The following is a 25,535-nucleotide window of genomic DNA, read 5'->3' as shown; positions in this document are numbered from 1 at the left end:
CGTCCTGTTCTCCTCGCCGGCCCCGGCCCGCCGTTCCGGGGGAACAACTGTGAACCCGATCCGGTCTCGGCAACCGAGGCGGAACGGGCCCTGGCGGGAAATGTGTACGGCGAGGCTACCCGCGGAATCGGGGCGCACCCATGGGCGTGTTTGAGAGGTCAGGCACAGCACCGATCATGTAGATCGATCCAGAACGACGAATCGGCACGCATCGTCGTCCCTGGTGACGGCCTTGTCACACGAACGCAACCGGGCCCGGATGACCGGCAGCACACAGAACGGTGACGCGGGCACGGAAAAGCGCGATCGGGCTGCCGAATAACGCCGCCGGAGAATCGGAACGTCCCGAATCAACGCACGATGTGAACGTTCTTCGGTACCCCAAATGCGAAAGCCCGCCTCAGCGGACGGCGCCTGCCGGAACCGGCACGGCCCGTGCGAGCTCGGGCAGCATCACCGGGAGCCGGTGCGCGGTCACCTGCCAGTAGCGGGCCTCGGGGTCGCCGGCCCGCCAGGCGTCGGCGAGCCGGGTGACGGCGTCCGGGTCGATCACCCGGTGCGGCCGCCGCCGCATCCCGCAGCGCGCGCGGACCGCGACGTCGAGGGCGCGCCAGGCGTCCTCGGCGGTGGTGTGCACGGAGACCTCCGGGTCCGGGGTCCCTCCGGCACGGTCGACGGTGTCGCCACCGACGACCAGGGTGTAGGCGCTGACCACCTCGTAGGGCACGGCTCGCCTCCCGCTCGACTCGACTGCGACGGCCGTGGCGGCCGCCCCGTGCAGGCGTAGTGAACCAGCCGGATGACCCGGATCGACCCGATCGCGACCGGGTGATGCCCGCGCGTCGCCCAGTCGACCCGTCCGGGGAGCCGGGCGGTCACCCGGAACCGGTCCGGGTGACCGGCACCGCTCACCGCGTGCAGCCGGTCACGCGGCGCGACGGGGTGTTCACCGCTCGCGTCCGGTGACGGCGGCGACCTCCTCGAGCGGAGCCACGCCGGCGGTCAGGACGTCGTGGTGGGCACGGCGCAGCCCGAGTCCGGCCACGACCAGGACCACCGCGACGACCAGCGCACCGGTCCCGGCGGCGACGTCGGTGCCGAGGGTGAACGCCGACCGGGCCGAGTCCAGCAGCCCGGCGGCGGCCGGGCCCGGGAGTGTCGCGGCGGCGTCGACGGCGCCGCCGAGCGTCTCGCCCGCGGAGGCGGGGGCACCGCCGGGCAGGGTGATCGCGGCCCGGAACACCGCGGACAGCACGCCGCCGACCAGCGCGGTGCCCAGCACCGCGCCGATCTCGTACGCCGTCTCCGACACCGCCGAGGCGGCACCGGCACGGTCCGGCGGGGCCGCGGCCAGGATCGCGTCGTTGGTGACGGTCTCCGACAGCCCGATCCCGGCGCCGATGAGCACGGCGGCGACCACCAGCACCGTCACCGTCGTACCGGCCCGCAGCGCCAGGCAGACCAGGTAGCCGGCCAGGACCAGCGCCAGCCCGGCCGCCACCAGCCCGTGCAGCGGGAAGCGCCGGGCGAGACGCGACGCGGCCAGCCCGGACACGATCGTCACCAGGAAGCTCGGCAGCAGGAGCAGCCCGGCCTGCAGCGGGGTGTACCCCAGCACCAGCTGCAGGTACTGCGCGGAGAAGAACAGCAGCCCGGTGAGGCCGAACATGGTCGTGGCGTTGGCCAGCGCGCTGTGCCGCAGGACCGGGCGGGAGAACAGCTCGAGATCGATCAGCGGGGTGCGGCCGAGCCGGACCCGGCGCCGGGTGTGCGCGACGAACCCGGCCGCAGCCAGCACGCCGACGAGCCCGGAGATCGCCGCCGGGCCGCCGGAGTCCCCGGCGCCGAGCAGCTTCACCGCGAGCACCAGCGGGCCCATCGCGAGCAGCGAGAGCAGGACGCCTGCCAGGTCGAGCCGGCCGGGCGCGGCCTCGCGCGACTCGGGCAGCAGGAACGGCGCGACGACCAGCAGCAGCGCCATCGCGGGCACGCTCAGCACGAACACCGAGCCCCACCAGAAGTGCTCCAGCAACAGCCCGCCGACGATCGGCCCCAGCGCGGCACCGGCCGCGAACCCGGTCGCCCAGATCGCCAGGGCGAGCCGCCGCTGCGCACGGTCGACGAACACGCTGCGCAGCAGCGCCAGTGTCGAGGGCATCAGCATCGCGCCGAACACCCCGAGCAGCGCCCTGGCCACCACGAGCTGTGCCGCGGACGTCGCGAAGCCGGCCACCAGCGACAGCGCGCCGAACCCGGCGACACCCACCATCAGCAGCTTCCGGCGCCCGATCCGGTCACCGAGCGTCCCCATCGTGACGAGCAGACCGGCCAGGACCAGCGGGTAGACGTCGACCACCCACAGCAGCGTCGAGGCGTCGGGGCGCAGGGCCGCGCCGAGCGCGGGCAGCGCGACACCGAGCACGGTGTTGTCGATCGACACCAGCAGCGTCGGGATGGCGAGCACGGCGAGCGCCAGCCAGGCGCGCAGACCGGCCGGTGCGCCCCGGGTACCGGTGGCGGCGGGCATGACGGACGTCCTCTCTTCTCACACGAGCGGTCCTGACGGGATCTTTACCGTCCGGACGGTACACATATATACCGTCCAGACGGTGCAGTTCATTCCATGCGGCCGCTGTGAGACGTGGCACCACCCCTAGACTGCGGCGATGGCCGAGCGAGGACGTGGCACCGCGACGGGCCGGAGCCCGCACACGAGCTCCGCCCGCGACCGGGTGCTGGACGCCTACGAATCGCTGCTGATCGACCAGGGCTCGGCCGGCGCCACCCTGGACGCCGTCGCCGCGGCCGCCGAGGTCTCCAAGGGCGGGCTGCTCTACCACTTCTCGTCGAAGGAGGCCCTGGCCACGGGCCTGCTGACCCGGCTGCGCGAGCGGAGCACCCTCGACGCCGAGCTCATGCGCGCCGACCCCGACGGCCCGGTGGCCTACTACCTGCGGACCTCGGTGCCCGGCGGCCCGTCACCGGCCGGGCTCACCCGCAGCTACCTCGCCACCCTGCGGATCGCCGACGCCAGCACCACCGGCGCGGCCGCGCGGGAGGCCCTGGCCGCCGTCGACGCCGACGGGCTCGCGGCCCTGCGCGCCGAGATCGACGACCCGGTCGTCGCGTGGCTGGTCCAGCTCGTCGGTGACGGCCTCTACCTGCGCACCCTCACCGGCGCTCCGCTGACCGGGGGAGTCCCGCCCGAGGAGCTGCACGCGACCCTCACCCGATTGCTGGGCCGCTCCCCGGGGGCGGGCGACCGGGAGGAGTGAACCGGCGCGCGCAGAGCGCGCCGGAACGGTCGCACAGGGTAGGGTTCAAGCCTGCTCACGAGCGTTGGAGGGCCCACTGTGGAGGGAACCGGCAGCTACCTGATGCTGGTGGTGATCGGCGTGTTGATCACGGTCGGTGTCGGCCAGATCCTGCTGCGCTCCGGACTGCCGTTCCTGGAGGACGTCTTCCAGCACAAGGAGACGGCGCAGTCGATCAACCGGTTGCTCGTCGTGCTGTTCCACCTGCTGACCCTCGGCGTCCTGGCGATGATCTCGATCGTCGACATCCCGAAGAACGCGGGCGCGGTCCAGACGATCGTGTTCAAGATCGGTGTGACGTTGCTGCTCGTCGGCGTCGCCTACGGCATCTGCATGCTCGTGCTGCTGCGCATCCGCGAGCGTCGCCGGCAGGCCGCGGTGTCGGCCGCGATCGACGAGAAGCTCGCCGAGCAGCGCTCCGGTCGCGGCGGCCGGTTCCGGCGCGGCGGCGGGGCCGTCGGGCCGGACGGCGAGCCGCGCACCGCCGGGGACCAGTCCGAGGACTGAGCACCGCTCACCAGGCCGGGCCCAGGTCTCCCGGGCCCGGGCCGCCGTACTCCGGCAGGTCGGGGTGCCCGGCGTCGTCCGCGCCGGGGTCCGGCGCCGCGCCGACGAGGTCCGCCCGGTCGGCCCAGCCGTCGCCGTCGAGGTCGGCCCACACGGTCGTGCCGTGCATCGACACGTGGGTGAACGCGTCGGCACCGGCGGGCATCGGTACCGCCGCACCCGAGCGCAGCAGGTCCTCGGGCTCCGGCGCGCGCGGCACCGCCACCCCGGTCCACCAGGCGTCGTGCGTGGTGCGGGCCGTCCAGGTCGCAGCCGCCGCCGCGGCCACGCAGCCCGCCGTGCCCCAGGGCAGCCGCGGGGCCGGCGCCCGCCGCGCCACCTGCCGTCCCGCCTCACGTGCGCTCACCTCACGCCGCACGACACACCGCCCGTTCCACCGCCACGCGGCGCCGCAGGAGCTCGCGCTCGGCAGCGGCGCGGACGGCCGTCGTCACCCGCAGGGCCAGCGCGCGCGCCCGGGCCGTCCGCGCCGCACGCACCCGGACGGCCACCCCGGCCCCGGCCAGCAGGAGGACCCCGGCGAGCACCAGCAGCGCCGCCGGTCCGGGATGGGGCAGCCGGAACGCCCCGAGCAGCGCCGAGCACGCGCCGCCCGGCAGCACCGCCAGGCTCGCCACCGTCCCCGTCGACGACGAGCCGGGCAGCTGTCCGACCCGACGCCGTGCCCCTGCCCGGTTCCGCGCCCGGGTGCGTCCGGGGCGCTCACCGTCGCGGGCAAGGACGGCCACAGCGGCGTCGACGAGGACCGGATGGATGTCGCCACGCGCGGTCACCGCCGCCCGCTCACTCCGTCGTACGAGTGAGACCGGGGCCGCATTCGTGACCGAGAGCAACGGTTGTGATCGAACGCACGCCCGTCGGAGGGGTGGTCCTGCGCCGCGGGCCCACTCGTCGTCGAACGCCCTGGCAGGAGCGTCGAACGCTGCAGCCCACCACTGCGGATCGGCGGCCCGTCGCGGGCGCCGCACAGCCGAATCCGCCTGCAGCGCAAGCACGTCGGCGAGGATGTCGATACAGTTCGCCCTGGTCAGGGCCAGTGCGCCGGCGACGGAGCCGTCACGGCTCGACCGGGTGCGGGTTGTGGACACGGCGACAAGCGTGCGCCGCCACCGCACCCGGGCGGATGCGTAGAACCACCGGTTTCCACCCACGGCATCGGGACTCCCGGTGACCGGCACCACCGCGTGCGACCGGGAACCGATGGCCGCAGTCCGGACGAAAGACCGTCCGGAGCAACCCCGGGACACCCCTGTGCGTCAACACGACGGGTCCGCGTCGCACACCCGGGACGCAAGAACCGCAACCGCACCGAGAAACCGTCGTTGAACGAGTAGAGCGGACCTTTATGGAGGAAGAGTGAGCGCCGTAACGCCCGCCCGCCCGGCCGTCGACCCCGCGTCGAGCGCACCTGCGCCCTCGGGGAACCAGACCGGCTCCGGCGTGGGACAGACGCCCTTCCCGGCGAGCCCTGCCCGTAGCAACGGCGCCCGCGCGCCGCGTCCGGAGGGCCCCGAGGGCTTCCGGCGCCCGCGCCCGCGTCCGGCACCCCGACGCAGCCCGAACCCGGCCGTCTCGGTGATCGTGCCGACCCGCAACGAGGCGCGGAACCTCGAGATCGTCCTGCCGGCGATCGCCGCCGTGCGCCCCGCGGTGCACGAGGTCATCGTCGTGGACGGCAACTCCACCGACAACACCGTCGCCACCGCGCGTCGGACGCTGCCCTGGGCCCGGGTCATCACCCAGACCCGCAAGGGCAAGGGCAACGCCATGGCCTGCGGTTTCAGTGCCGCGACCGGTGACGTCATCGTCATGTTCGACGCCGATGGCTCGGCCGACCCGAACGAGATCCCCGCCTTCGTCGAGGCGCTGGTCAACGGGGCGGACTTCGCCAAGGGCAGCCGGTTCCGCAAGGGCGGTGGCAGCGACGACATCACGCTGCTGCGCAAGAGCGGCAACGCCGGCCTGAACACCGTCGCGAACCGGCTGTTCGGCACGCACTACACCGACCTCTGCTACGGCTACAACGCCTTCTGGGCCGACCTGCTCCCGCAGCTCGAGCTCCCGGACCCGGCCGCGCCGCAGCCCGAGGACGGCTCGATGATCTGGGGCGACGGCTTCGAGATCGAGACCGTGCTGAACTGCCGCGTCGCCGCAGCGGACCTCACCATCAAGGAGGTGCCGTCGGTCGAGCGCGAGCGCATGTTCGGCGACACCAACCTGCGGACCTTCGCCGACGGCACCCGGGTGCTGCGTACCCTGATGGCCGAGCACCGCCGCATGGAACAGCGCCGGAAGTCCTCGGGCTACGCCCGCTGACCCTCCCGTCGAGGCTGTTCCACCACCCTCCGGCCGCGGCCACCACGGGGCGTCCCCTCGTGGCCGTCGTGGCCGGGGTGTGCGCCGAACCGAGGAGTCAGCAACCGTGAGCGCCCTGCCGACCGCCACCGTGGTGGTCTGCGTCTACACCGAGAAGCGCTGGTACGACATCAAGGCGGCCGTCGAGTCGGTCGCCGCCCAGGACGTCGTCCCGCTCGAGACGATCGTGGTCGTCGACCACAACGAGCGGCTGCGTGAGCGGGCCGAACGCGAGTTCGGGCCGTCCGGCGTGGTCGTCGTGGCCAACGAGCACACCCAGGGCCTCTCCGGTGCCCGCAACACCGCGGTCGAGCTGGCCACCGGCGATGTCGTCGTCTTCCTCGACGACGACGCCGCCGCCCGCCCCGGCTGGTTGCGCGCCCTGCTCACCCCCTACGCCGACCCGGACGTCATCGGCGTCGGCGGGATCGCGCACCCGCGCTGGCCCGGCGGGCGCCCGGAGACGTTGCCCGGCGCCGCCCCGGCCGACCCGGACGCCACCGGCGAGCTGGACTGGGTCGTCGGCTGCACCTACACCGGCCAGCCCCTCGAGCGTGCCGAGATGCGCAACCTCATGGGCTGCAACATGTCCCTGCGCCGCACGGTGTTCGACCGCGTCGGCGGGTTCGCCGAGGACATGGGCCGGATCGGGAAGAACCCGCTGGGCTGCGAGGAGACCGAGCTCTGCATCCGCGCCCGGCAGGCCTACACCGCCGACGGCCGGAACCCGCGGATCCTGTTCGAGCCGGCCGCCGCCGTCGACCACCGGGTGTCCGACGACCGCGTCTCCTGGCGCTACCTGCTGCGCCGCGGCTGGGCCGAGGGCCTGTCCAAGGCCGCGGTCTCCAGGGTCGTCGGAACCGGGGACTCGCTGTCGGCGGAGAGCAGCTACACGATGAAGGTGCTGCCCCGCGGCGTCGTCCGCGAGGTCCGTGAGCGCGACCCGAAGTCGGCCGCCGCGATCGTCGCCTGCTTCGGCGTCACCGCCGCCGGGTACCTGCGCGGGCGGCTGCCCGGCGCCACCGCGCACGTGCGGCTGCCCGCCGCCGCTTCGGCCCCCGAGCAGTCCGCGCCCGGTGTCTGAGCAGCTGGAACGCCCGCACGACACCCGGATCCGCTCGTTCGTCCACCAGCGCGTCCGGCTCTCGGACGGGCAGCGCTCCGCCTGGGACCGGCTGTGGCCGGTGTGGGGCGGCGAGGTGACCGACATCGTCGACGCAGTCGCGGCCGGCGCCCCCTGGAACCCCGGGTTCGACCGGGACGCCCCGCTGGTGCTGGAGATCGGCTCCGGGATGGGGGAGACGACCGCGCTCCTGGCCGAGGCCGAGCCGGGCGTCGACCACGTCGCCGTCGAGGTGTACGAGCCGGGGCTGGCACAGCTGCTCATGCGGATCGAGGCAGGCGGGCTGACCAACCAGCGGCTGCTGCGCGGCGACGCCGTCGAGCTCCTGGAGCACGCGGTCGCCCCGGGCACACTGGACGGCATCCGGATCTACTTCCCGGACCCCTGGCCCAAACGGCGGCACCACAAGCGGCGGCTGGTACAGCCCGGCTTCGTCCGGCTGGCCGCGTCGCGGCTGGCCCCGGGCGGACGGCTGCACCTGGCGACGGACTGGGAGCACTACGCCGAGCAGATGCGTCGCGTCGTCGACGCCGAGCCCGCGCTGGTACCCGACCCGGAGCTGCCGGTGGGCCCGGACGGATGGCAGCCACGGCCCGGCTGGCGCCCGATGACGAAGTTCGAGGAACGGGCGGAGGAGGAGGGGCGGCCGATCAGGGATCTGGTCCACATCGCGACCCCCCGTCCGCAGGCCCGGTGACACACGGAGAGTGACCGACTACGGTCGAGGTGCTCCCCGACCAGCAACCTCAGACGAGTGATCCCGAAGGAACCCCGTGACGACGGTCGAGCACGCCGCGAACCCGCCGCAGCCGCAGCATCCGCGGTCGCCGGGTTTCCGACCGAGCCCGACGCCGCGCCGCACCGGGTCCCCGGAGGACGCACCCGCTGCGGAGCAGGCCCCGGCGACGACGCGGATCGCGGCACAGCCCGAGCCGGGTGAGCCGGCCGAGGGGACCCGGGTGCTGCACGTCGTCCCGATCACCCCCTCGGGTGCTCCGGCCCCGGACGGCACGGCCGGACCGCCCGCCCCGGCCGGCACCACCACCGCCCTGCCGTCGGCGCCCACGCCGTCGCCCACGGCCTCGCCCGCCGCCCCGGCCCCCGGGACCGGCCGGCCCGCAGGCTGCCCCGTCACCGGCCACGGCCGCTCCGGCGGGCATCCGCCGCCCCCCGCTCCGGACGAGCGTGCCCCGCAGCCGACCGACCCGGCCGCCGCCGAGGAGTTCCTCCGGCAGTTCCACACCGAGATCGGCCCGTCCGCGGCGCTCGACGAGCGCCGCCGCCAGGTCCTCGACGAGATCGACCGGACCGGCACCTACACCCACACCGCCGACGAGCTGGCGTTCGGCGCCCGCGTCGCCTGGCGCAACTCCGCACGCTGCATCGGCCGGCTGTACTGGAAGTCGCTGCAGGTCCGCGACCTGCGCCACCTGCACGACCCGGCGGACGTCGCGCAGGAGAGCGTCGGGCACCTGCGCGCCGCGACCCGCGACGGCCGCATCCGCTCGACGATGACGGTGTTCGCCCCGGACCGGCCCGGCCGCCCGGGCCCGCGGATCCGCAACGACCAGCTGATCCGCTACGCCGGGCACCGCAACCCGGACGGCTCGGTCACCGGTGACCCCGGTCAGGCCGGGTTCACCGACCGCGTCGCGGGCATGGGGTGGCCGCGGCCGGAGCCGCGCGGCCGGTTCGACATCCTCCCGCTGATGATCACCGGCGCGGACGGCCGTCCCCGCCTGTTCGACGTCCCGCCGGACGCCGTGCAGGAGGTCCCGATCCAGCACCCGGAGCACCAGTGGTTCGCCCGGATGGGGCTGCGCTGGCACGCCGTCCCGGCGATCAGCAACATGCCGCTGGAGATCGGCGGGATCGTCTACCCGGCGGCGCCGTTCAACGGCTGGTACCTCGACACCGAGATCGGCGCCCGCAACCTCGCCGACCCCGACCGCTACGACCTGCTGCCCGAGATCGCGCGCCGGCTCGGCCTGGACACCCGCTCGGTGCGCACGATGTGGCGGGACCGCGCGCTGGTCGAGCTGACCCGCGCCGTGGTGTTCTCCTTCGACGCCGCCGGCGTCACGATGGCCGACCACTTCACCGAGTCCGAGCGCTTCCTCACCCACCTGGCCCGTGAGGAGGCCGCCGGACGCAGCTGCCCGGCGGACTGGAGCTGGATCGTCCCGCCGATGTCCGGCGGGCAGACCCCGGTCTTCCACCGCTACTACGACGAGCCGGACCCCGCCCTGCGTCCCGCGTTCCTGGAGCCGCACGGCCCGGTCTGAGCACCCCGCTCAGGTGATCGTGGGCGGTGGGGCCAGTCCCGGCAGCTGCCGGGTCCGACCGCGGAACTCCGCGACCACCGTGCCGTCGGCGGTGCGGACGGTGACGTCGTAGAGACCGGCCCGCCCGGCCAGGGCCCGCTCGGTCGCCTCGGCGGTCAGCACGTCGCCCAGCCGTCCCGGCCGCAGGAACGCGATGTCCGCGCCCGTCGCCAGCGCGGACACCCCGTAGGCGTTGCACGCGTAGGCCTGCGCGGAATCGGCGAGCAGGAACAGGTAACCGCCGTGGCAGACGTCGTGGCCGTTCACGTGCTCCTCGCGGACGGTCATCGTCGCCGTCGCGTGGCCGGGGCCGACCGCGGTGATCGTGATTCCCGCCCCGGCCGCCGCCCGGTCGGTGGCACGCATCGCCGCCGCGGACTGCTCGGCGGTCCGCTGGGCTGCGCTTTCGTCGTCGGTCGCGCGGGGGTCGGGACTCTCGCTCACGGCGCCCAGTGTCCGGCATTAGGCTGCGGCCCATGAGCAGCGGGGCGAACGCGGGCAACGGACACGCCGGACAGGGGGCGACCGGCCCTCTCGAGCGGGTCCTGCTCGTGTGGGACGCCCCGAACATGGACATGAGCCTCGGCTCGCTGCTGGGTGCGCGGCCCACCTCGGCGTACCGGCCGCGGTTCGACGCGATCGGCCGCTGGCTGCTCGACCTGGCCGGCCCCGAGGCCGAGGCCGAGGCGTGCGTGTTCACCAACGTCGCGCCGGGCAGCATCGAGATCGTCCGGCCGTGGGTCGAGGCACTGCGCAACGTCGGCTTCGCCGTCTTCGCCAAGCCGAAGACCAGCGAGGACTCCGACGTCGACGACGACATGCTCGCCCACGTCGACCTGCGGGCGTCCGAGGGAAGGCTGCGCCACGTCGTCGTCGCCTCCGGGGACGGGCGGGCGTTCAAGGAGCCGCTGGAGGAGCTGGTCGAGGCCGGCACCGACGTCACCGTCATCGGCTTCCGCGAGTACGCCGGGTTCGCGCTGGCCTCGGAGGTCATCTCCTTCCTCGACCTCGAGGACATGGACGGCGTGTTCCGTGAGCCGCTGCCGCGCGTCTCCCTCGACACGCTGCCCGACGAGGGCGCCTGGCTGCCGCCGTTCCGGTCGCTGCGCTCGCTGCTGGACCGCCGTTGACCGCCGCGACGGTGCAACGCCTCACCGCACCGGTCGCGCTGCCCTGCACGCCGGGTTTCCCGGTCGTGCGCGACGCCGTGCTCGACGTCGACGACACCGGCCGGATCGCCTTCTTCGGGCCGGCCGCGTCGGCGCCGGCGACCGACGCCGTCGTGCGGCCGCTGCCGGGGCTGTTGATGCCCGGCCTGGTCAACACGCACTGCCACACACCGATGACGGTGCTGCGCGGCATGGGCGGCGACCTGCCGCTGATGCCGTGGCTGACCGGGGTGATGTGGCCGGCCGAGGCGCTGCTCACCGCCGACGACGTCCACGCCGGAATGCTCGCCGGAGCGCTGGACCTGCTGCGCACCGGCTGCACGACCAGCGTCGAGATGTACTTCTTCACCGACGCCCTGGCCGACGCCGTGCGCGCCGCCGGTTCCCGCGCCGTGCTCACCCCGGGGATCATCGCCGCCCCCGGCTGGGACCGGCTCGGCACCTGGGAGCAGATGCGCGACGACGTCTCCGCCCGGATCGACGCAGGCGGCCTGATCCCGGACGCCGACGGCCGGATCGAGTACGGCTACGGCCCGCACTCGGCGTACACGCTGCCCGAGGGGGCGGTCGCCTCGGTGGCCGCGCACGCCCGCGAGCGCGGCGCGCTGCTGCACACCCACGTCGCCGAGTCCCTCGGCGAGGACGAGCAGCTGCGCGCCGAGCACGGCTCGGTCCCCGCGATGCTCGACGGCGACGGCGCACTTGGTGGCCGGTTCCTCGCCGCACACTCGGTCCACCTGTCCGACAACGACATCGACGTCTACTCCCGGCACGGGGTCGCGGTCGCGCACTGCCCGGGCTCCAACGCCAAGCTCGCCGCCGGGACCGCGCGGCTGCTGGACCTGCGTCGCGCCGGGGTGCCGGTCGGGCTGGGCACCGACGGGCCGGCGTCGTGCGACGACATGGACCTGTGGAACCAGGCGCGCCTGGCCGGGCTGATGGCCCGGGTCGGTGCCGACGACGCCGCCGCGCTCACCGCGGCCGACGCGCTGATGCTGGCCACCGCCGACGCCGCGGCCGCCATCGGGCGCGACGACCTGGGTGCGCTCGAGGCGGGACGGCGGGCCGACGTCGTGCACGTCGACACGCACGACGCCGCGTTCGTCGCGCCGTCCGACGACGCGCAGCTGGTGTCGAACCTGGTCTGGGCCGGCGGGTCACGGCTGGTCCGTGACGTGTGGGTCGGCGGCGAGCAGGTCGTCGAGGCCGGGGAGACGACGCGTGCCGACCGCGGCGAGGCGATCGCCGCGGTCCGTGCGGTGTCGGCACGGCTGCGCGGCGCGCTCGCCGCCTCGTAGCGCGCCCCTCCCGGACCCCGGACCACGGGCGGATCCGGACCGGGGTCAGGAGCCGAGCCGGTCCGCCAGGTAGGGGTCGGTGAAGATGCGGTCCGGGTCGTAGCGGTCGCGCACCGCGCGGAAGGCGTCCCAGCCCGGGTAGGCGACGGCCATCTCGTCGGGACCCCAGTTGGTGCGGGTGGTCCAGCAGGGCCGCCCGCCGGCGTCCTCGCAGACCGCGCCGGCGAGGCGCCGGACCGGCTCCTGGGACGTACCGCGGGTGCGTATCCGCAGGTAGGCGGTGGCGCGGCCGGACGCGGGGTGCAGCAACCCGGTCTCCGCGGCGCCGGTACGCACCCGCACAGGGCGCAGCTCGCGACCGCGGGCGGCGACGGCGGCACCGAGCTCGCGCAGCACCGGGCCGAGCGCGTCGAGCGGGACCGCCCACTCCGCGAGGTCCGGGTCCCACGGCTGCGGGTCGGGCAGCACCTCGTGGGGCGGGCCCTCGGTGCCCGGCGCCCAGCGCGGCGGTGGCGGCCAGCCGGGGCGGCCGGACCACTCGGCCCACTCCGCCCAGGACGCGGCCAGCCGGGACACCGCCCGGCCCCAGGTGCGGGCACCGGCCGGGTCGGGGGTGTCGCCTGCGGCCGGGTCGTCGTCCACCGGGTCCGCGGTGCGCACGAGCGCCTGCCCGCTGTGCACCGCGACGTCGAGCTCGGTCCACGCGTGCGCGCCCGGGAAGCCCTCGGCGAGCAGCTCCTCGGTCGCCGCGGTCCGCTCGTGCACCCGCAGCCGGCGCAGCGCCACGGTACGCAGCTCCAGCTCGGTCAGGACGCCGAGCGCTCCCAGCCCGCAGCGGGCGGCGTCGAGATCGGGGCCGGTCACCTCGCGGACCCGGCCGGTGCCGTCGACCAGGCGCACCGCACGGACCTGCGCGGACAGCGACCCCTCGGCCGGCGCCCCGCCGTACATGCCGAGCTGGACGGCGCCGCCGACCGTCGCGCGCGGGGCGTCCGGGACGGTCGCGAGTGCCCGGCCGGACGCGGCGAGCGCCGCACACAGCCCGGCGAGGGACTCCCCGGCCCGGACACGGACGGTGGTGTCGTCGCCGGGGGTGTACCCGGGCGTGTCGGGGCCGGGCCCACGGTCAGCGGGCGCGTTCGCGGGGGCCGGCCCGATCCGGACGACCCCGGTCAGCGCGGAGGCGTCCAGAGCGACGTCGTCGGTGCGGGCCAGCGGCCCCGGGATCCGGCCGGTTGCGCCGGTCGGACGCACCGTGGCCCCGCGTTCGGCGGCCCTGCGCACCGCGGTCACCACGCCCGCCTCGTCGAGTGGGCGGTCGGTCCGGCGCGGCCCCGCCACGGCGTCCGTGCTCATCGGTGGAGCGTAGACCCGCACGGGGCCGTGCACCCTCTTGTGACGCGGCCGCACTGCCACTACCGTCACACTCCGTGGCGATCATGTTGCGCCACTCGGGTACCGGCCGATGACGTCCGGCGCCCGCCCGCCGCCGCGGAACCGCGCTCCCCACGGTTCCGGACGGTGCGGCCCGTTCCGGTACCGCACACAGGAGTGCCGGGCACACGCGTGCGAGGGCCGGGTCCGAGCGGCTCCCTCCGCCCGGCATCCGGCCCTCGCCCTGCGTGCCGACGGCCCCGGCTCCCCCGAGCCCGGCCGTCCCCGTCCCGCGGGACCCCGAGGTCGCCGCGGGTGATCGTCTCCCGTCCGGCTCCGGGACGGGCGCCGCGTACCGCTCAGGCCGCGTTCAGCCGGTGCCGGCCGCCGCCGTCCCCCTCGGCCGGACGGCGCACGGCCGGCACCCCCCGGGGCGCGACCGGACGGGTGGTGCCGCGGTGCACGCGCCGCACGCCGGCGCCCGAGGAGCCCACGCCCGCGGTGGCCTGGCGCGCGCGCCAGCCGCCGATGGTCAGCGCGTGGAAGATCGGGGTCTCGTCGCGGATCTCGTCCTGCGACGCGTGCCGGCCGGGGAACGGCCAGCCGTCGCCCGCGGAGCCCTGCTCGCGCCGCCGCCGGACCGATGCCTCGAGGCCGTTGTCGAACTCGTACACCCGCGCTACCTCCTGCTGCCCTGATCTCCGGTCGTGGGTGCCGAGCTACCCCGTCCGCGTACCCGGGACTGCTCTGTTCGGCCCACTCGTTCTGGTCAACGGGGTGTCTCGGAGGTGGGAAACGGGCTCGCGGCAACCACTACAGCGTTCGCGCACGATTCACCCTGCGGGGTGGCGTGTCGTGCTGGACAGGCGCGGGAACGGCCACTGTTCGTGCCCGTTCGCGCCCCGGGTGGAGCAGTGGGTAACGGTCGTCCCGACGAGAACTCCCGGGCGTCGTGAGGTCGCACACGACTACCGCCGTGGATCGGCTGGTCGGAAGGGGGGTCGTGGCGCCGGGTCACCACCGCAGCACCCGTCCGGCCGCAGAGACCGGACACGGTGTCGACTACACGGGTGTAGTTCGACGCTCCGTCACCGCATGCCCCGCTGACTGCTCCACCCGCGCGGCCCGCTGCGCCGACCGGGCCAGGCGTCGCGCGGCCGGTACGCACCGGGTACGCAGGGCCGGTGCACGGACCCGGCGGGGTGCACGAACCCGGCGGGACGCGCCGTCCGGTGGCACGATCGCGGCCGTGCGCTACCTCGTCACCGGAGCGACCGGCTACATCGGCGGGCGCCTCGCGCCCCGGCTGCTGGGTCGCGGCCCCGAACCCGACCTCGTCCCCGACCCCGACGGCGGCCCGGTCGAGGTCCGCTGCCTCGTCCGGAACCCGGACAAGCTCCGCGACGTTCCGTGGGCCGCCGACGCCGAGATCGTCCAGGGCGACCTGCTCGACCCGGACAGCGTGCGCGCGGCCTGCGCCGACGTCGACGTCGTCTACTTCCTGGTCCACTCACTGTCCGAGGCCGGGTTCGCCGCCACCGACCGGCGCGCGGCACTGATCATGGCCGAGGCCGCCCGCGAGGCCGGGGTGAAGCGGATCATCTACCTCGGCGGCCTGCACCCCGACGACGACCCGGCCGACCTGTCCGCGCACCTCGCGTCCCGCGCCGAGGTCGGCGAGACGCTGCTCCGCTCGGGCGTCCCGACGGCCGTGCTGCAGGCCGCGGTGATCCTCGGTTCCGGCTCGGCGAGCTTCGAGATGCTGCGCCACCTCACCGAGCGACTCCCGGTCATGGTGACCCCGCGCTGGGTGCACAACAAGATCCAGCCGATCGCCGTGCGCGACGTGCTGCGCTACCTGATCCGGGCCGCGGAGCTGCCGCCGGAGGTCAACCGGACCTTCGACATCGGCGGCCCGGAGGTGCTCACCTACCTGGAGATGATGCAGCGCTACGCCGCGGTGGCCGGGCTGAAGCGGCGCCGGGTGCTGCCGGTGCCGGTGCTGTCCCCGTCGCTGTCCGCACACTGGATCAACGTCGTCACCCCGGTGCCGGGATCGATCGCGACCCCGCTGATCGAGTCGCTGGTGCACGAGGTGGTGTGCACCGAGGACGACATCAAGACCTACGTCCCCGACCCGCCCGGCGGGCTCATCGGCTACGACCACGCCGTCGAGCTGGCGCTGGCCCGGGTCACCGAGGGCGCGGTGGAGACCCGCTGGTCCGGGGCCGACGTCGAGGACGTGCCCTCCGACCCGCTGCCCAGTGACCCCGAGTGGGCAGGCGGCAGCGTCTATCTCGACGAGCGCGAGCAGGCCTGCACCGCGCCACCGGAGGACCTGTGGGTGGTGGTGAAGGGGATCGGCGGCGAGCACGGCTGGTACTCGTTCCCGCTGGCCTGGTCGGTGCGCGGCTGGATGGACCGGCTCGTCGGCGGGGTGGGGCTGTCCCGCGGCCGCCGCGACCCCGACGACCTGCACACCGGCGACGCGCTGGACTGGTGGCGGGTGGAGCGGATCGACGAGCCCACCGCCGCCGACGGCGAGACCGGGCTGCTGCGGCTGCGCGCGGAGATGAAGGTGCCCGGCCGGGCCTGGCTGGAGATGGGAGTGCGGCCCGAGGGCACCGGCTCGCTGTACCACCAGCGCGCCGTGTTCATCCCGCACGGGCTGCCCGGCTACCTCTACTGGTGGGCTGTGGCGCCGTTCCACGGGATCGTGTTCGGCGGGATGGTCCGCAACATCACCCGGACCGCCGAGCGGGAGGCCGGGACCGCGCCGTCGTCCGGGAAGACGGGCAGGCAGGCCGCCCGCGACGCGGCCTGACCGCGGGCCGGGCTCAGGCCCCGACGCGTACCGGCAGCTCGCGCACCGGCTCGGTGCCCGCGACCGGGATCACCCAGCGCCCGCCGGACTCCTCGATCTGCGGCAGCTGGTCGCGGACCTCGTCGGCCAGGGACTCCAGGAACAGCACGACCCGGTCCGGTTCCAGCGCCACCAGCTCGTCGGGCGTGACGATCGGGATGTCGGTGCCCGGCATCCGGTGTCCCTGCTTGGCCGGCGACGCGTCACCGACGGCGGTGAGCAGCTCCGCGCTCAGCTGCGCGTGGCAGACCAGCGGCACCGAGCGGGACGCGGCTCCGTAGGCGGCGACGGTCCGGCCTGCGGCGCGCTCGGCGACCAGCCAGTTGCCGAGACGGGCGATGTCGTCGGCCGCGACCTGCAGCCGGTGCAGCGACGCCGGGTCGGTGACGCCGAGACCGGCGTCGTCGCGGATCCAGGCCAGCGCCTGCTCGTCGGGCTCCGGGTCGGCGTTCGCGACGACCAGCACCGTCCCGCCCGAGAGCGGGAACCAGTGCACGCGGTGCACGCCCAGGCCGTAGCGGCGCAGCGCCGTCTCCAGCGCGGGGATCGACCAGTAGGCGTAGTGGCCGTGCCGCAGGTCGTACCACTGGCTCTCACGCAGCAGGGTCTCCAGCGGCAGCAGCTGCAGCGCCAGCGTGCCGCCGGGGGCGAGCATCGCGGCCCGGTCGCGCAGCGCGCTCTCCTGGTCGGGGGCGTGCAGCAGGCCGTAGAGGTCCGCGACGACGTCGGCGGTCCCCGGCGCGACGCCCTCGGCCGGGAGCGCCTCCATCCCGCGGGCCGCGACGCGGGCCAGCCAGGTGTCGCCGTGCGGGCTGCCGTACTCGACGAGGCTTCCGCCCGGGCGGACGATGCCGTCCGCGGCGAGCCGTGCGACCGAGCTGTCGTTCTGCTCGGCCATCGCCCGCAGCTCGACGGCGACGAGCTCCTCCTCGACGTCGGCGTCGACCTCGAGCTGGGCGAGGCCGCAGGCCGCGCAGAGCCACATCCGGAGCGGGAAGGTGGCGTCCGGCAGCGGGGTGCCCTGCAGCGGCATCCGGTCCCACGGTGCCTGCTCACCCAGGTCGAGGACGGTCACGCCGTCGGTGGACGCACAGCTGCGGCACCGCATCTCGGTGTCGCGCAGCGGCTCCTCGGCCATCGGGCCACTCCGTTCCGGTCGTCGTCCGGCGACGCGGGCACTCCCCGGTCACCGTCTTCCCTTCCGATCGTAGAGACGGCCGGGACCGCGCGGGGTTTCACCCCGTCACGATCAACACCCGTTCGGCCTATGGTGATCTTGCTGTGCGTCACCGCCGTCCGACCGGCTCGTTGAGACGGGCGACGGGTCGCACGCACCGCGTGCCGCTCGCCGGGCATCAGGAGGGAGGGGCAGGCATGCGGGTACGGGGAACCGTCGTCCCGGGAGCGCTGCTGCTCGATCCCGGAGCGCCCGGCCCGGACGCTCCGGATCTGCGTGCCTACGACGACCTGCGGTTCCGCCGCCGGCGCCGGCTGTCCGCCGGAGCGGTGCTCGGCCTGCACCTGGTTCCGCGCGGTGGCCTGCTGCTCGACGTCGTCGCCGGGGCAGGCTACGCCGTGGTCGTCGACGCGCGCCCGGCCGCGGAGACCTTCGGCCGGCTCGCGGTCCAGGTCCTCGACGCCGGCGAGGGGCATCGCCTGATCGTGCCGCCCGGCTGCCTGGTCGGAGTGCAGGCGCTCGAGGAGCGGACGGTCGTGGAGACCGCCACAGCGGTGCGCCGGTCGCGGCCGGGCCGCGCCCAGGTCGATCCCGACGACCCCGACCTGCGGATCCGCTGGCTGCTGCCGCGCACCGGGCACGGCACGACACCGCCGCTCCCGCCGGACGCGGCCCGCAGCTGGACCGCGCTGTGCGGCCGGCTCGGCGTGCCCGCCGGACCACGCCGGGACCGGGTGTCGCACTGGTGATCCCGCCCCGCACCCACCGCGGGGTGTGATCCCGCTCGTCCGGGTGAGGAGATCACGATCCGGTCACGTAAACTCGGGTCCCGCCCGGATCGATGACGCCCCAGGCCCGAGCGCCGGTGCACAGCAGGAAGCACCGGCCCGACGACGAGGGGTTGTACGCGGTGCTGAGCGAGCGCGAGGTCCGGGATCTGCACGAGATCGAGCTGAACCTGCGGGTGAGCGACCCGTGGCTGGTCCGCCGGTTCGGTGAGCTGAGCAGGTCCGCCGGTTCGGCCACGCACCGCCACCAGGCCCGGATGAGCAGCTGGCTGCCCTCGATCCTGCTCGTGCTCGCCATGGTCGTGCTGCTCGCCGGAGCGGTCGCGGTGAACGTCCCCGTCGTCGTCGCCGGGATCGCGTTCGTCGTGCTGGCTCTCGGGGTCGCGGCCGTGGACCCCGGCCGCCCCCGCACCGCCTGACCCGGGCGACGGCTCCCGCGCCGACGAGTACCAGCCACGTCGTGAACACAGCCACGTCGTGAACCCAGCGGCCCCAGGTCAGCCGCCGACGCGCTGTCGGGTCATCTGGGCGATCTCACGGATGCCCATGGCCAGCGCGAACGTGCCGAACACGATGCCGAGCACCACCGCGTCGAGGGCGAGCGCGAGCAGCGCTCCGGCCACTGCGCCCGGGACTGCGCCAACGCTGAGCAGGCGCCCCAGCCGTGGGGATGCGGTGCCTTTGCGCAGATGCATGATCCCGCCGACGATCGAGTTCGGCACGAACATCAGCAGCGAGGTACCGGCGGCGGTGTGGATGTCGGCTCCGAACAGCAGCACCAGCGCCGGTACGGCGAGCAGTCCGCCACCGAGGCCGAGTGCAGCCGCCCAGGCGCCGATGAGGATCCCGGCGACAACGGTGACGGCGACGACGAACCACGGGACCGCCAGCAGCTCGGGGGAGAGCGCCGCCGCGTCGTGGAGTGGGTTCAGGCCGAGGGCGTCGAGGTAGAGCTTGAGGGCGGTCAGCAGAACGATGGCGATGAACAGGATCCGAAGGATCGTGTCGGGGACGCGGGCGATGATTCCGGCGCCGAAGAAGCCGCCGACGATGCCGCCGACGATCAGACCGCTTCCGACCTCCACGTCGATGGCGCCCCCGGCGAGGTAGTAGACGAGGGCGCCGATCGCACAGACGGCGATGTTGGCCACGGTAGAGGTGCCGTGCAGCACGGGCCGGGACAGCCGACCGAAATGGTCGAGGGCAGGAACGAAGAAGACACCGCTTCCGCCGCCGAGGAGTCCTCCGACGAGGCCGCCGGTGGCGCCGATCGCGACGGCACTGCCGGTGGCGATGTCTTGTGATGTTCGGTCGAGCTGTGGCACTACGATTCCTTACTGTTCAGACGTCTGATGACTTGGTGGCCGACTGGGCGCGGACCCGGATGCCGGTTCAGCTCAGGTGGTGCTGGCGTTCGGCGCGGAAGGAGCGCTCCGCGCCGACCATCGTCCGTCTTTCCTGGAGATGATCACCGGGTGGTCGAAGCACCGGGACACGTTGTGCGTGGTGAGGACGTCGTCAGCGGGGCCGGCCCGCAGCCTCTGTCCATTGCGGAGGAGCAGAGCATGGCTGGTGTGCGGCGGAAGGTCTTCCAGGTGATGGGTGACGGTGACGCTCGCCAGCTCCGGGTGCTCGGCGGCCAGCCGGCAGAGCCTGCTCAGTAGCTGTTCGCGGCCCGCGAGGTCGAGTCCGGTCGCGGGCTCGTCGAGCAGCAGGAGGCGGGGAGCCGGCATGAGCGCCCGGGCGATCAGAGTGCGAGTCCGCTCGCCCTGGGACAGCAGCTGCCAGGGCGAGTCGGCAATGGCTCCGATGCCGAGCATGTCGATCAGATGCTCTGCGCGCCAGATCTGTTCCCGGGTGAGAGAACGGCGCGGGACGGGTTCGGGAGTGTTCGTCAGACCGGTCAGGACCACCTCCCGGACCGGGAGCGGCGACGTCACCTCGTGTCGGGGATCGACGTGCCCCAGGTACTCACGGAGCTCACGCATGTCGACGCGCCCCAGCCGGTGGCCGAGGACATGCACCTGGCCTCTTGTGGGGTGCATTCGCGCCCCCAGAAGCGCGAGCAGTGTGCTCTTCCCGGCCCCATTGGCGCCGAGCAGTGCCCAGTGCTCGCCGGATCGCACCTGCATGTCGACGTCGTCGAGCAGCTGCTTCCCGGACCGGGTGATGTCGACCGAGCGCGCATCGAGGATGAGGCGATCGAGCACAGGTGTCGCCGTCACCGTCGGGCCCGCCGCTCTTCTGCCTGCAGCTCCTGCATCGTCGTCTCCAGGTTCGCGATGGTCGCGGCGATCGCAGCGGCTTCGTCGCGGTTCTCGAGGGCGGTGACGAGGTCGTCGTGGGCGTCGTCCACGTCGGCCAGGTGGCCGTCGTTCGCGATCCGGTCGATCAGTGCGGCCTGGATGATCGGCCGGGCGAACGCGAACAGATCGATCAGCACGGCGTTGCCGGACAGACGCACGATCGCTTCATGGAAGTCCAGATCGGTCACTACGAACTGCTCGGGATCATCGACGCGCGCCGCACGGTCGGCCAGCCGCTCGCGGAGCCCTACGAGGTCGTCGGCCGCGGCGCGGCGCGTTGCCAGGCGGGCCGCCTCGACCTCCAGTGACCGACGGACCTCGTAGACCTCCAGCAGCCGGGCGCAGCGCAGCATCTGCGCCACTGACGCCGTCGAGGATCCCGGGGTGGCCACGAACGTTCCGGAGCCGTGCCGTACTTCGAGCAGGCCGTCGCTGCTGAGCAGGCGTATGGCCTCGCGTACCGACGAGCGGCCGACGCCGATCTCGGCGGCAAGAGCCGACTCGCTCGGGATCTTCTCGCCCGGGGCCCATGCACCGGTGGAGACGCACTCCCGGAGGCGTGTCTCCACCTGGGGAACGATTGGTCCGTGCTCGAGTGGGCGCCAGCTCGTGGTCATGGGGACATCTCCACGGTGCGGCACGCTAGCAGAGTCTTCAGACGTCTGATGACAGTGAGTTCGGTGGCTCGCCGACTGGAGCGCGGTGAACGAGGCGCGAGCGCACCGCGCGACTGCACGTGATCTGCACGAATGCAGATCACGTGCGTCCTTCGTCGGAAAGTGCAGTCGGATTCGAGACCTTGCAGCCGCCGGCTCAGCCGTGCGCGAGGTCGGTGAAGCGGCTGTAGTGCAGCTGGTGGGCGACGGTGACCGTGGTGGTCGGGCCGTTACGGTGCTTGGCCAGGATCAGGTCGGCCTCACCGGCGCGCGGGTCGTCGTTCTCGAACGCGTCCGGGCGGTGCAGCAGGATCACCATGTCCGCGTCCTGCTCGATCGAGCCGGACTCACGCAGGTCCGACAGCATCGGCCGCTTGTCGGTGCGCTGCTCGGGACCACGGTTGAGCTGGCTCATCGCCACCACCGGCACCTCGAGCTCCTTGGCGATCAGCTTGATCTGCCGGGAGAACTCCGAGACCTCCTGCTGACGGGACTCGACCTTGCGGCCCGAGGTCATCAGCTGCAGGTAGTCCAGGATGATCAGCTTCAGGTCGTTGCGCTGCTTGAGCCGCCGCGCCTTGGCCCGGATCTCCATCAACGTCAGGTTCGGCGAGTCGTCGATGAACAACGGCGCCTCGGAGATCTCCGACATCCGCCGCGCCATCCGCGTCCAGTCCTCGTCCGACATCCGGCCCGCACGCATGTCGGCCAGCCGGATCCGCGCCTCCGCCGAGAGCAGACGCATCACGATCTCGGACTTGCTCATCTCCAGCGAGAAGAACGCGCTGGTCATCCCGTGCTTGATCGAGCACGACCGCGCGAAGTCCAGACCCAGCGTCGACTTGCCCAGACCCGGACGGGCCGCGACGACGATCATCTGTCCCGGGTGCAGGCCGTTGGTCACCGCGTCGAGGTCGGCGAACCCGGTCGGCACACCGGCGGCCATCCCGCCCTGCGACGCGATCGTGTCGATCTCGTCCATCGTGGGCTGGAGCAGCTCCTCCAGCACCGTGTAGTCCTCGGTGGTGGTGCGCTCGGTGACCTCGTAGACTGCGGCCTGGGCCCGGTCCACGACCTCCTCGACCTCACCGCCGTCGTTGCCGTGATACCCCAGCTGCACGATCCGGGTGCCGGCCTCGACCAGACGCCGCAGGATCGCCTTCTCCCCGACGATCTCGGCGTAGTACGACGCGTTCGCCGCCGTCGGCACCGTCGCGATCAGCGTGTGCAGGTACGGCGCACCACCCAGGCGCACCAGCTCCCCGCGCCGCTGCAGCTCCGCCGACACCGTCACCGCGTCCGCGGGCTCACCCCGGCCGTAGAGATCCAGGATCGTCTCGTACACCGTCTGGTGCGCCGGCCGGTAGAAGTCCTCCGGCCGCAGCACCTCCACCACGTCGGCGATCGCGTCCTTGCTCAGCAGCATCCCGCCGAGCACCGACTGTTCCGCGGTGAGGTCCTGAGGTGGCTGCCGGTCGAACGCACCGTTCGACTCGCCGTCCCCGTTCCCGCCCGGCGATCCCTCGCCGTCGCGGACGGCACGAGGCCTCCCGGCCGGACGATCGTCCGTCAGAGCCATACGCAGCGTCACCCCCGCAACCAGTGTATCGAACACGAGTTCGACGTGCGAGCGACACGCCGAACCGTTTCGCGAACTCCGTCGGCGGGGCCTCTCGTGCCGCCCGCCTGCCTCCACACCGGACCGTCCGGCCGCTCGCCGGTCGTCTCGATCCGGGGCCCGGCGGTGACGTGCGGGCCAGTCGCCGGGGCGGTGCTCGCGGGTCCGTCGCCGGGACCGGAACCGAGGCTAGGCGCCGCCGTGGACCCCTGACGAATCGCGGTGTGGGGGGACCTGGGGATGGAATGTGCAGAACTGTGCAGGAACACCGCCCGTCGCGGGACCGCACTGTGGACAGCATGGGGACAACGACGTCTTCACCGGCGTTTTCCCTGTTCAGTGCCATGGGGACGGCTGTGGACAACTTCGGCCGGGCGTGTCGCCGGACCGGGGTGATCGGCGTGTCGGCACGGTCGTCGATGCCGTTCGCCGCCCGCCGCGTCCACAGGACCGCCCGACGAGCGAGGCGTCACCGCGTGGCGTGTCGTGCGTCGTTCCCGAACGGGTCCCGGCGACCGTGCCCGCGGCTCCGGAGGGTGTCGCACACCCCCGCACCCGCCCCGTCCGGGCGACCGTCGCGGCGCGGCTGCGGAGACGACGAAGGCCCGCCGCGGGGTTCCGCGACGGGCCTCGTGGGCCGGCACCAGGCCCCTCGAACGCGAGAAGGGCGGTGTCCGGAGCACATCTGCTCCGGACACCGCCCTGTCACGCTGCGTAGCCGACCGGACACCCGGCCCGTGGCCGGTTCCCGGTGGCCGGCACCGGGGGTGCGATCAGACCCGGATCAACTCAGACCGAGACGACCGCGATGGCCAGCTCGGTGGTGACCTCCGGGTGCAGGCGGACCTGCACCTGGTGCTTGCCCAGGGTCTTGATGTGACCCGGGACGTCGATGCTGCGCTTGTCCAGCACCGGGCCGCCGGCGGCCTTGACCGCGTCGACGACCTGGTTCGGGGTGACCGAGCCGAACAGGCGGCCCGAGTCGCCGGCCTTGGCCGGGACGGTCACGTTGATGTTGCGCAGCTGCGAGTCCACCTGCTGGGCGTGGCCCAGGTCGCGGATCTCGCGGGTCTTCTGGGCACGGCGGATCTGCTCCACCTGCTTCTCGGCGCCACGGGTGGCGACGACCGCGAGCTTGCGCGGCAGCAGGTAGTTGCGGCCGTAGCCGTCCTTGACCTCGACGATGTCCCCGGGCGCACCCAGGTTCGGGACGTCGGCGTTGAGGATGAGCTTCATGAGTGTCCCCTTCCTCAGCGGGCCGTCGAGGTGTACGGCAGCAGGGCGACCTCGCGGGAGTTCTTGACCGCGACGGCGACGTCCCGCTGGTGCTGACGGCAGTTGCCGCTGACCCGGCGGGCACGGATCTTGCCGCGGTCGGAGATGAACTTCCGCAGCAGGCCGGTGTCCTTGTAGTCGATCGGCTGCGCCTTTTCCTTGCAGAACGCGCAGACCTTCTTCTTCGGCTTGCGCACGATGGCCTTGGCCATGGTGGTGCTCCTGGAGTGTCTCAGCCGCCCGTCGGGCGGGCGGTGGTTACGTGGATCAGAAGGGGGGCTCGTCGTCGGACGCCGCGCCGCTGCCGGCGGGCGGGGCCGAACCCCACGGGTCGTCGTAGCCGGAACCGCCGCCGGAGCTGTTGCCTCCGGAGCCGCCCTGCTGGCCACCACCGAAGCCGCCGCCGTCGTAGCCGCCACCACCACCGCCGCCACCGAAGCCGCCGGAGCCTCCGCCCCGGCCGACCTTGTTGACCTTGGCGGTCGCGTAGCGGAGCGAGGGGCCGACCTCGTCGACCTCCATCTCCACGACGGTGCGCTTCTCGCCCTCACGGGTCTCGAAGGACCGCTGCCGCAGACGCCCCTGCACCACGACCCGCGCGCCGCGGGTCAGCGACTCGGCGACGTTCTCCGCCGCCTGGCGCCAGATGTTGCAGCGCAGGAACAGCGCCTCGCCGTCCTTCCACTCGCCGGACTGGCGGTCGAAGGTGCGCGGCGTCGACGCGACGGTGAAGTTGGCGACCGCGGCGCCGGAGGGGGTGAACCGCAGCTCGGGATCCGCCGTCAGGTTGCCCACGACGGTGATCACGGTCTCGCCGGCCATGACTACCCCTCTCAGCCGGCGGCGGGCGCCGGCGTACGGGTGACGTCCTTGCGCAGCACCTTGGTGCGCAGCACGGACTCGTTCAGGCCCAGCTGGCGGTCCAGCTCGGCGACGGTGGCCGGCTCCGCGGTGATCTCGACGACCGCGTAGATGGCCTCGCCCTGCTTCTTGATCTCGTAGGCCAGGCGGCGCTTGCCCCAGACCTCGATCTTCTCGACCGATCCTCCGTCGTTCTTGACGACCGAGAGGAACTGCTCCAGGGACGGCTGCACGGTGCGCTCGTCCAGGCTGCCGTCGAGGATGACCATGACCTCGTAATGACGCATGAGAACCACTCACCTCCTGTGGACTCGAAACGGTCACGACCCGGACGGCCGTGACAGGAGGTTCTCAGACCACCCCGACAGTTTCCGGTACACGGACCGGGACCACGGGATGACCGGGGAACACTACCAACGGCCGTCCGGGGTCCGACCTGCGGGTACGGCGTCCGTCCGTGGGCCGGG

At 73.5% G+C, this 25,535-nt stretch carries 27 protein-coding genes; 11 read left to right on the top strand and 16 right to left on the bottom strand.

All coding sequences use genetic code 11. The annotated features are described in order from the left end of the window. Positions 1-400: 400 nt before the first annotated feature. The gene (locus ACLE50_RS00250; protein ID WP_410941274.1) at positions 401-727 is read right to left on the bottom strand and encodes a hypothetical protein; all 327 of its coding nucleotides are present in this window, start codon (positions 725-727) and stop codon (positions 401-403) included. Between the two features lie 219 nt (positions 728-946). Further along, positions 947-2,527 (bottom strand): MFS transporter, encoded by a 1,581-nt coding sequence (locus tag ACLE50_RS00245; RefSeq protein WP_410941273.1) that lies wholly within the window; start codon positions 2,525-2,527, stop codon positions 947-949. 139 nt (positions 2,528-2,666) lie between these two features. On the opposite strand from ACLE50_RS00245, the gene ACLE50_RS00240 reads away from it, so the two are divergent. Further along, the gene (locus ACLE50_RS00240) at positions 2,667-3,275 is read left to right on the top strand and encodes a TetR/AcrR family transcriptional regulator (RefSeq protein WP_410941272.1); all 609 of its coding nucleotides are present in this window, start codon (positions 2,667-2,669) and stop codon (positions 3,273-3,275) included. Between the two features lie 78 nt (positions 3,276-3,353). Next, positions 3,354-3,821 (top strand): hypothetical protein, encoded by a 468-nt coding sequence (locus tag ACLE50_RS00235; RefSeq protein ID WP_410941271.1) that lies wholly within the window; start codon positions 3,354-3,356, stop codon positions 3,819-3,821. Positions 3,822-3,828: 7 nt separating this feature from the next. Here the strand turns inward: ACLE50_RS00235 and ACLE50_RS00230 are convergent, their stop codons facing one another. Further along, positions 3,829-4,227 (bottom strand): hypothetical protein, encoded by a 399-nt coding sequence (locus ACLE50_RS00230; protein WP_410941270.1) that lies wholly within the window; start codon positions 4,225-4,227, stop codon positions 3,829-3,831. 1 nt (position 4,228) lies between these two features. Further along, positions 4,229-4,654: a hypothetical protein gene (locus ACLE50_RS00225; protein ID WP_410941269.1), complete on the bottom strand. Its 426-nt coding sequence runs from the start codon at positions 4,652-4,654 to the stop codon at positions 4,229-4,231. A gap of 583 nt (positions 4,655-5,237) precedes the next feature. Here ACLE50_RS00225 and ACLE50_RS00220 point away from each other — a divergent pair. From ACLE50_RS00220 to ACLE50_RS00205, 4 genes are all read left to right on the top strand, one after another. Further along, entirely contained in the window at positions 5,238-6,197 is a 960-nt protein-coding gene (locus tag ACLE50_RS00220; protein WP_410941268.1) for a glycosyltransferase family 2 protein, read from the top strand. 106 nt (positions 6,198-6,303) lie between these two features. Continuing rightward, a complete protein-coding gene (locus ACLE50_RS00215) occupies positions 6,304-7,320 on the top strand; it encodes a glycosyltransferase family 2 protein (protein WP_410941267.1) in 1,017 nt (338 codons plus the stop codon). After that, on the top strand, positions 7,313-8,056 hold the full coding sequence (trmB, locus tag ACLE50_RS00210; protein WP_410941266.1) for a tRNA (guanosine(46)-N7)-methyltransferase TrmB: 744 nt from the start codon (positions 7,313-7,315) through the stop codon (positions 8,054-8,056). Before ACLE50_RS00215 ends, trmB begins: the two co-directional genes overlap by 8 nt. Before the next feature lie 352 nt (positions 8,057-8,408). Further along, a complete protein-coding gene (locus ACLE50_RS00205) occupies positions 8,409-9,644 on the top strand; it encodes a nitric oxide synthase oxygenase (RefSeq protein ID WP_410942222.1) in 1,236 nt (411 codons plus the stop codon). Positions 9,645-9,653: 9 nt separating this feature from the next. Here ACLE50_RS00205 and paaI read toward each other — a convergent pair whose 3' ends face one another. Next, positions 9,654-10,049, bottom strand: coding sequence for a hydroxyphenylacetyl-CoA thioesterase PaaI (gene paaI / locus ACLE50_RS00200; protein ID WP_410942221.1), 396 nt, complete (start codon positions 10,047-10,049; stop codon positions 9,654-9,656). Between the two features lie 110 nt (positions 10,050-10,159). Here paaI and ACLE50_RS00195 point away from each other — a divergent pair, with 110 nt between their 5' ends. After that, positions 10,160-10,813 carry an NYN domain-containing protein gene (locus tag ACLE50_RS00195; RefSeq protein WP_410941265.1) on the top strand — a complete coding sequence of 218 codons (654 nt, stop codon included), beginning with the start codon at positions 10,160-10,162 and terminating at the stop codon, positions 10,811-10,813. Continuing rightward, the gene (locus tag ACLE50_RS00190; RefSeq protein WP_410941264.1) at positions 10,810-12,150 is read left to right on the top strand and encodes an amidohydrolase family protein; all 1,341 of its coding nucleotides are present in this window, start codon (positions 10,810-10,812) and stop codon (positions 12,148-12,150) included. Before ACLE50_RS00195 ends, ACLE50_RS00190 begins: the two co-directional genes overlap by 4 nt. A 45-nt stretch (positions 12,151-12,195) precedes the next feature. Here the strand turns inward: ACLE50_RS00190 and ACLE50_RS00185 are convergent, their stop codons facing one another. Both ACLE50_RS00185 and ACLE50_RS00180 read right to left on the bottom strand, forming a co-directional pair. Continuing rightward, a complete protein-coding gene (locus tag ACLE50_RS00185) occupies positions 12,196-13,506 on the bottom strand; it encodes a D-arabinono-1,4-lactone oxidase (protein ID WP_410941263.1) in 1,311 nt (436 codons plus the stop codon). 377 nt (positions 13,507-13,883) lie between these two features. Beyond that, on the bottom strand, positions 13,884-14,198 hold the full coding sequence (locus ACLE50_RS00180) for a hypothetical protein (RefSeq protein WP_410941262.1): 315 nt from the start codon (positions 14,196-14,198) through the stop codon (positions 13,884-13,886). Between the two features lie 575 nt (positions 14,199-14,773). Between ACLE50_RS00180 and ACLE50_RS00175 the strand changes: the two genes are divergently transcribed. Then, a complete protein-coding gene (locus ACLE50_RS00175) occupies positions 14,774-16,348 on the top strand; it encodes an SDR family oxidoreductase (RefSeq protein ID WP_410941261.1) in 1,575 nt (524 codons plus the stop codon). 13 nt (positions 16,349-16,361) lie between these two features. Here the strand turns inward: ACLE50_RS00175 and ACLE50_RS00170 are convergent, their stop codons facing one another. Further along, complete coding sequence (locus ACLE50_RS00170) at positions 16,362-17,525, bottom strand: class I SAM-dependent methyltransferase (protein WP_410941260.1); 1,164 nt, start codon at positions 17,523-17,525, stop codon at positions 16,362-16,364. Between the two features lie 236 nt (positions 17,526-17,761). On the opposite strand from ACLE50_RS00170, the gene ACLE50_RS00165 reads away from it, so the two are divergent. Together ACLE50_RS00165 and ACLE50_RS00160 are read left to right on the top strand one after the other, a co-directional pair. Next, entirely contained in the window at positions 17,762-18,313 is a 552-nt protein-coding gene (locus tag ACLE50_RS00165) for a dTDP-4-dehydrorhamnose 3,5-epimerase family protein (RefSeq protein WP_410941259.1), read from the top strand. 116 nt (positions 18,314-18,429) lie between these two features. Further along, positions 18,430-18,771, top strand: a complete 342-nt coding sequence (locus tag ACLE50_RS00160; protein ID WP_410941258.1) for a DUF3040 domain-containing protein — start codon at positions 18,430-18,432, stop codon at positions 18,769-18,771. A gap of 78 nt (positions 18,772-18,849) precedes the next feature. Here ACLE50_RS00160 and ACLE50_RS00155 read toward each other — a convergent pair whose 3' ends face one another. The 8 genes from ACLE50_RS00155 to rpsF all read right to left on the bottom strand — a co-directional run bounded on the left by ACLE50_RS00155 (position 18,850) and on the right by rpsF (position 25,355). Further along, positions 18,850-19,677: a TSUP family transporter gene (locus ACLE50_RS00155; protein WP_410941257.1), complete on the bottom strand. Its 828-nt coding sequence runs from the start codon at positions 19,675-19,677 to the stop codon at positions 18,850-18,852. 72 nt (positions 19,678-19,749) lie between these two features. Then, a complete protein-coding gene (locus ACLE50_RS00150; RefSeq protein ID WP_410941256.1) occupies positions 19,750-20,562 on the bottom strand; it encodes an ABC transporter ATP-binding protein in 813 nt (270 codons plus the stop codon). Positions 20,563-20,573: 11 nt separating this feature from the next. Beyond that, positions 20,574-21,275 (bottom strand): FadR/GntR family transcriptional regulator, encoded by a 702-nt coding sequence (locus tag ACLE50_RS00145; protein ID WP_410941255.1) that lies wholly within the window; start codon positions 21,273-21,275, stop codon positions 20,574-20,576. Positions 21,276-21,471: 196 nt separating this feature from the next. Continuing rightward, positions 21,472-22,893: a replicative DNA helicase gene (dnaB, locus tag ACLE50_RS00140; protein ID WP_410941254.1), complete on the bottom strand. Its 1,422-nt coding sequence runs from the start codon at positions 22,891-22,893 to the stop codon at positions 21,472-21,474. A gap of 828 nt (positions 22,894-23,721) precedes the next feature. Then, on the bottom strand, positions 23,722-24,168 hold the full coding sequence (gene rplI, locus ACLE50_RS00135; protein WP_410941253.1) for a 50S ribosomal protein L9: 447 nt from the start codon (positions 24,166-24,168) through the stop codon (positions 23,722-23,724). Positions 24,169-24,182: 14 nt separating this feature from the next. After that, positions 24,183-24,419 carry a 30S ribosomal protein S18 gene (gene rpsR / locus ACLE50_RS00130; RefSeq protein ID WP_410941252.1) on the bottom strand — a complete coding sequence of 79 codons (237 nt, stop codon included), beginning with the start codon at positions 24,417-24,419 and terminating at the stop codon, positions 24,183-24,185. Positions 24,420-24,474: 55 nt separating this feature from the next. Then, positions 24,475-25,029, bottom strand: coding sequence for a single-stranded DNA-binding protein (locus ACLE50_RS00125; protein WP_410941251.1), 555 nt, complete (start codon positions 25,027-25,029; stop codon positions 24,475-24,477). An 11-nt stretch (positions 25,030-25,040) separates the two neighbouring features. Beyond that, entirely contained in the window at positions 25,041-25,355 is a 315-nt protein-coding gene (gene rpsF / locus ACLE50_RS00120; protein WP_410941250.1) for a 30S ribosomal protein S6, read from the bottom strand. Between the last annotated feature and the right edge of the window lie 180 nt (positions 25,356-25,535).

This window comes from Pseudonocardia phyllosphaerae, assembly GCF_046546475.1.
GTDB lineage: Bacteria > Actinomycetota > Actinomycetes > Mycobacteriales > Pseudonocardiaceae > Pseudonocardia > Pseudonocardia phyllosphaerae.
This window is presented reverse-complemented; position numbering and strand designations above follow the sequence as displayed.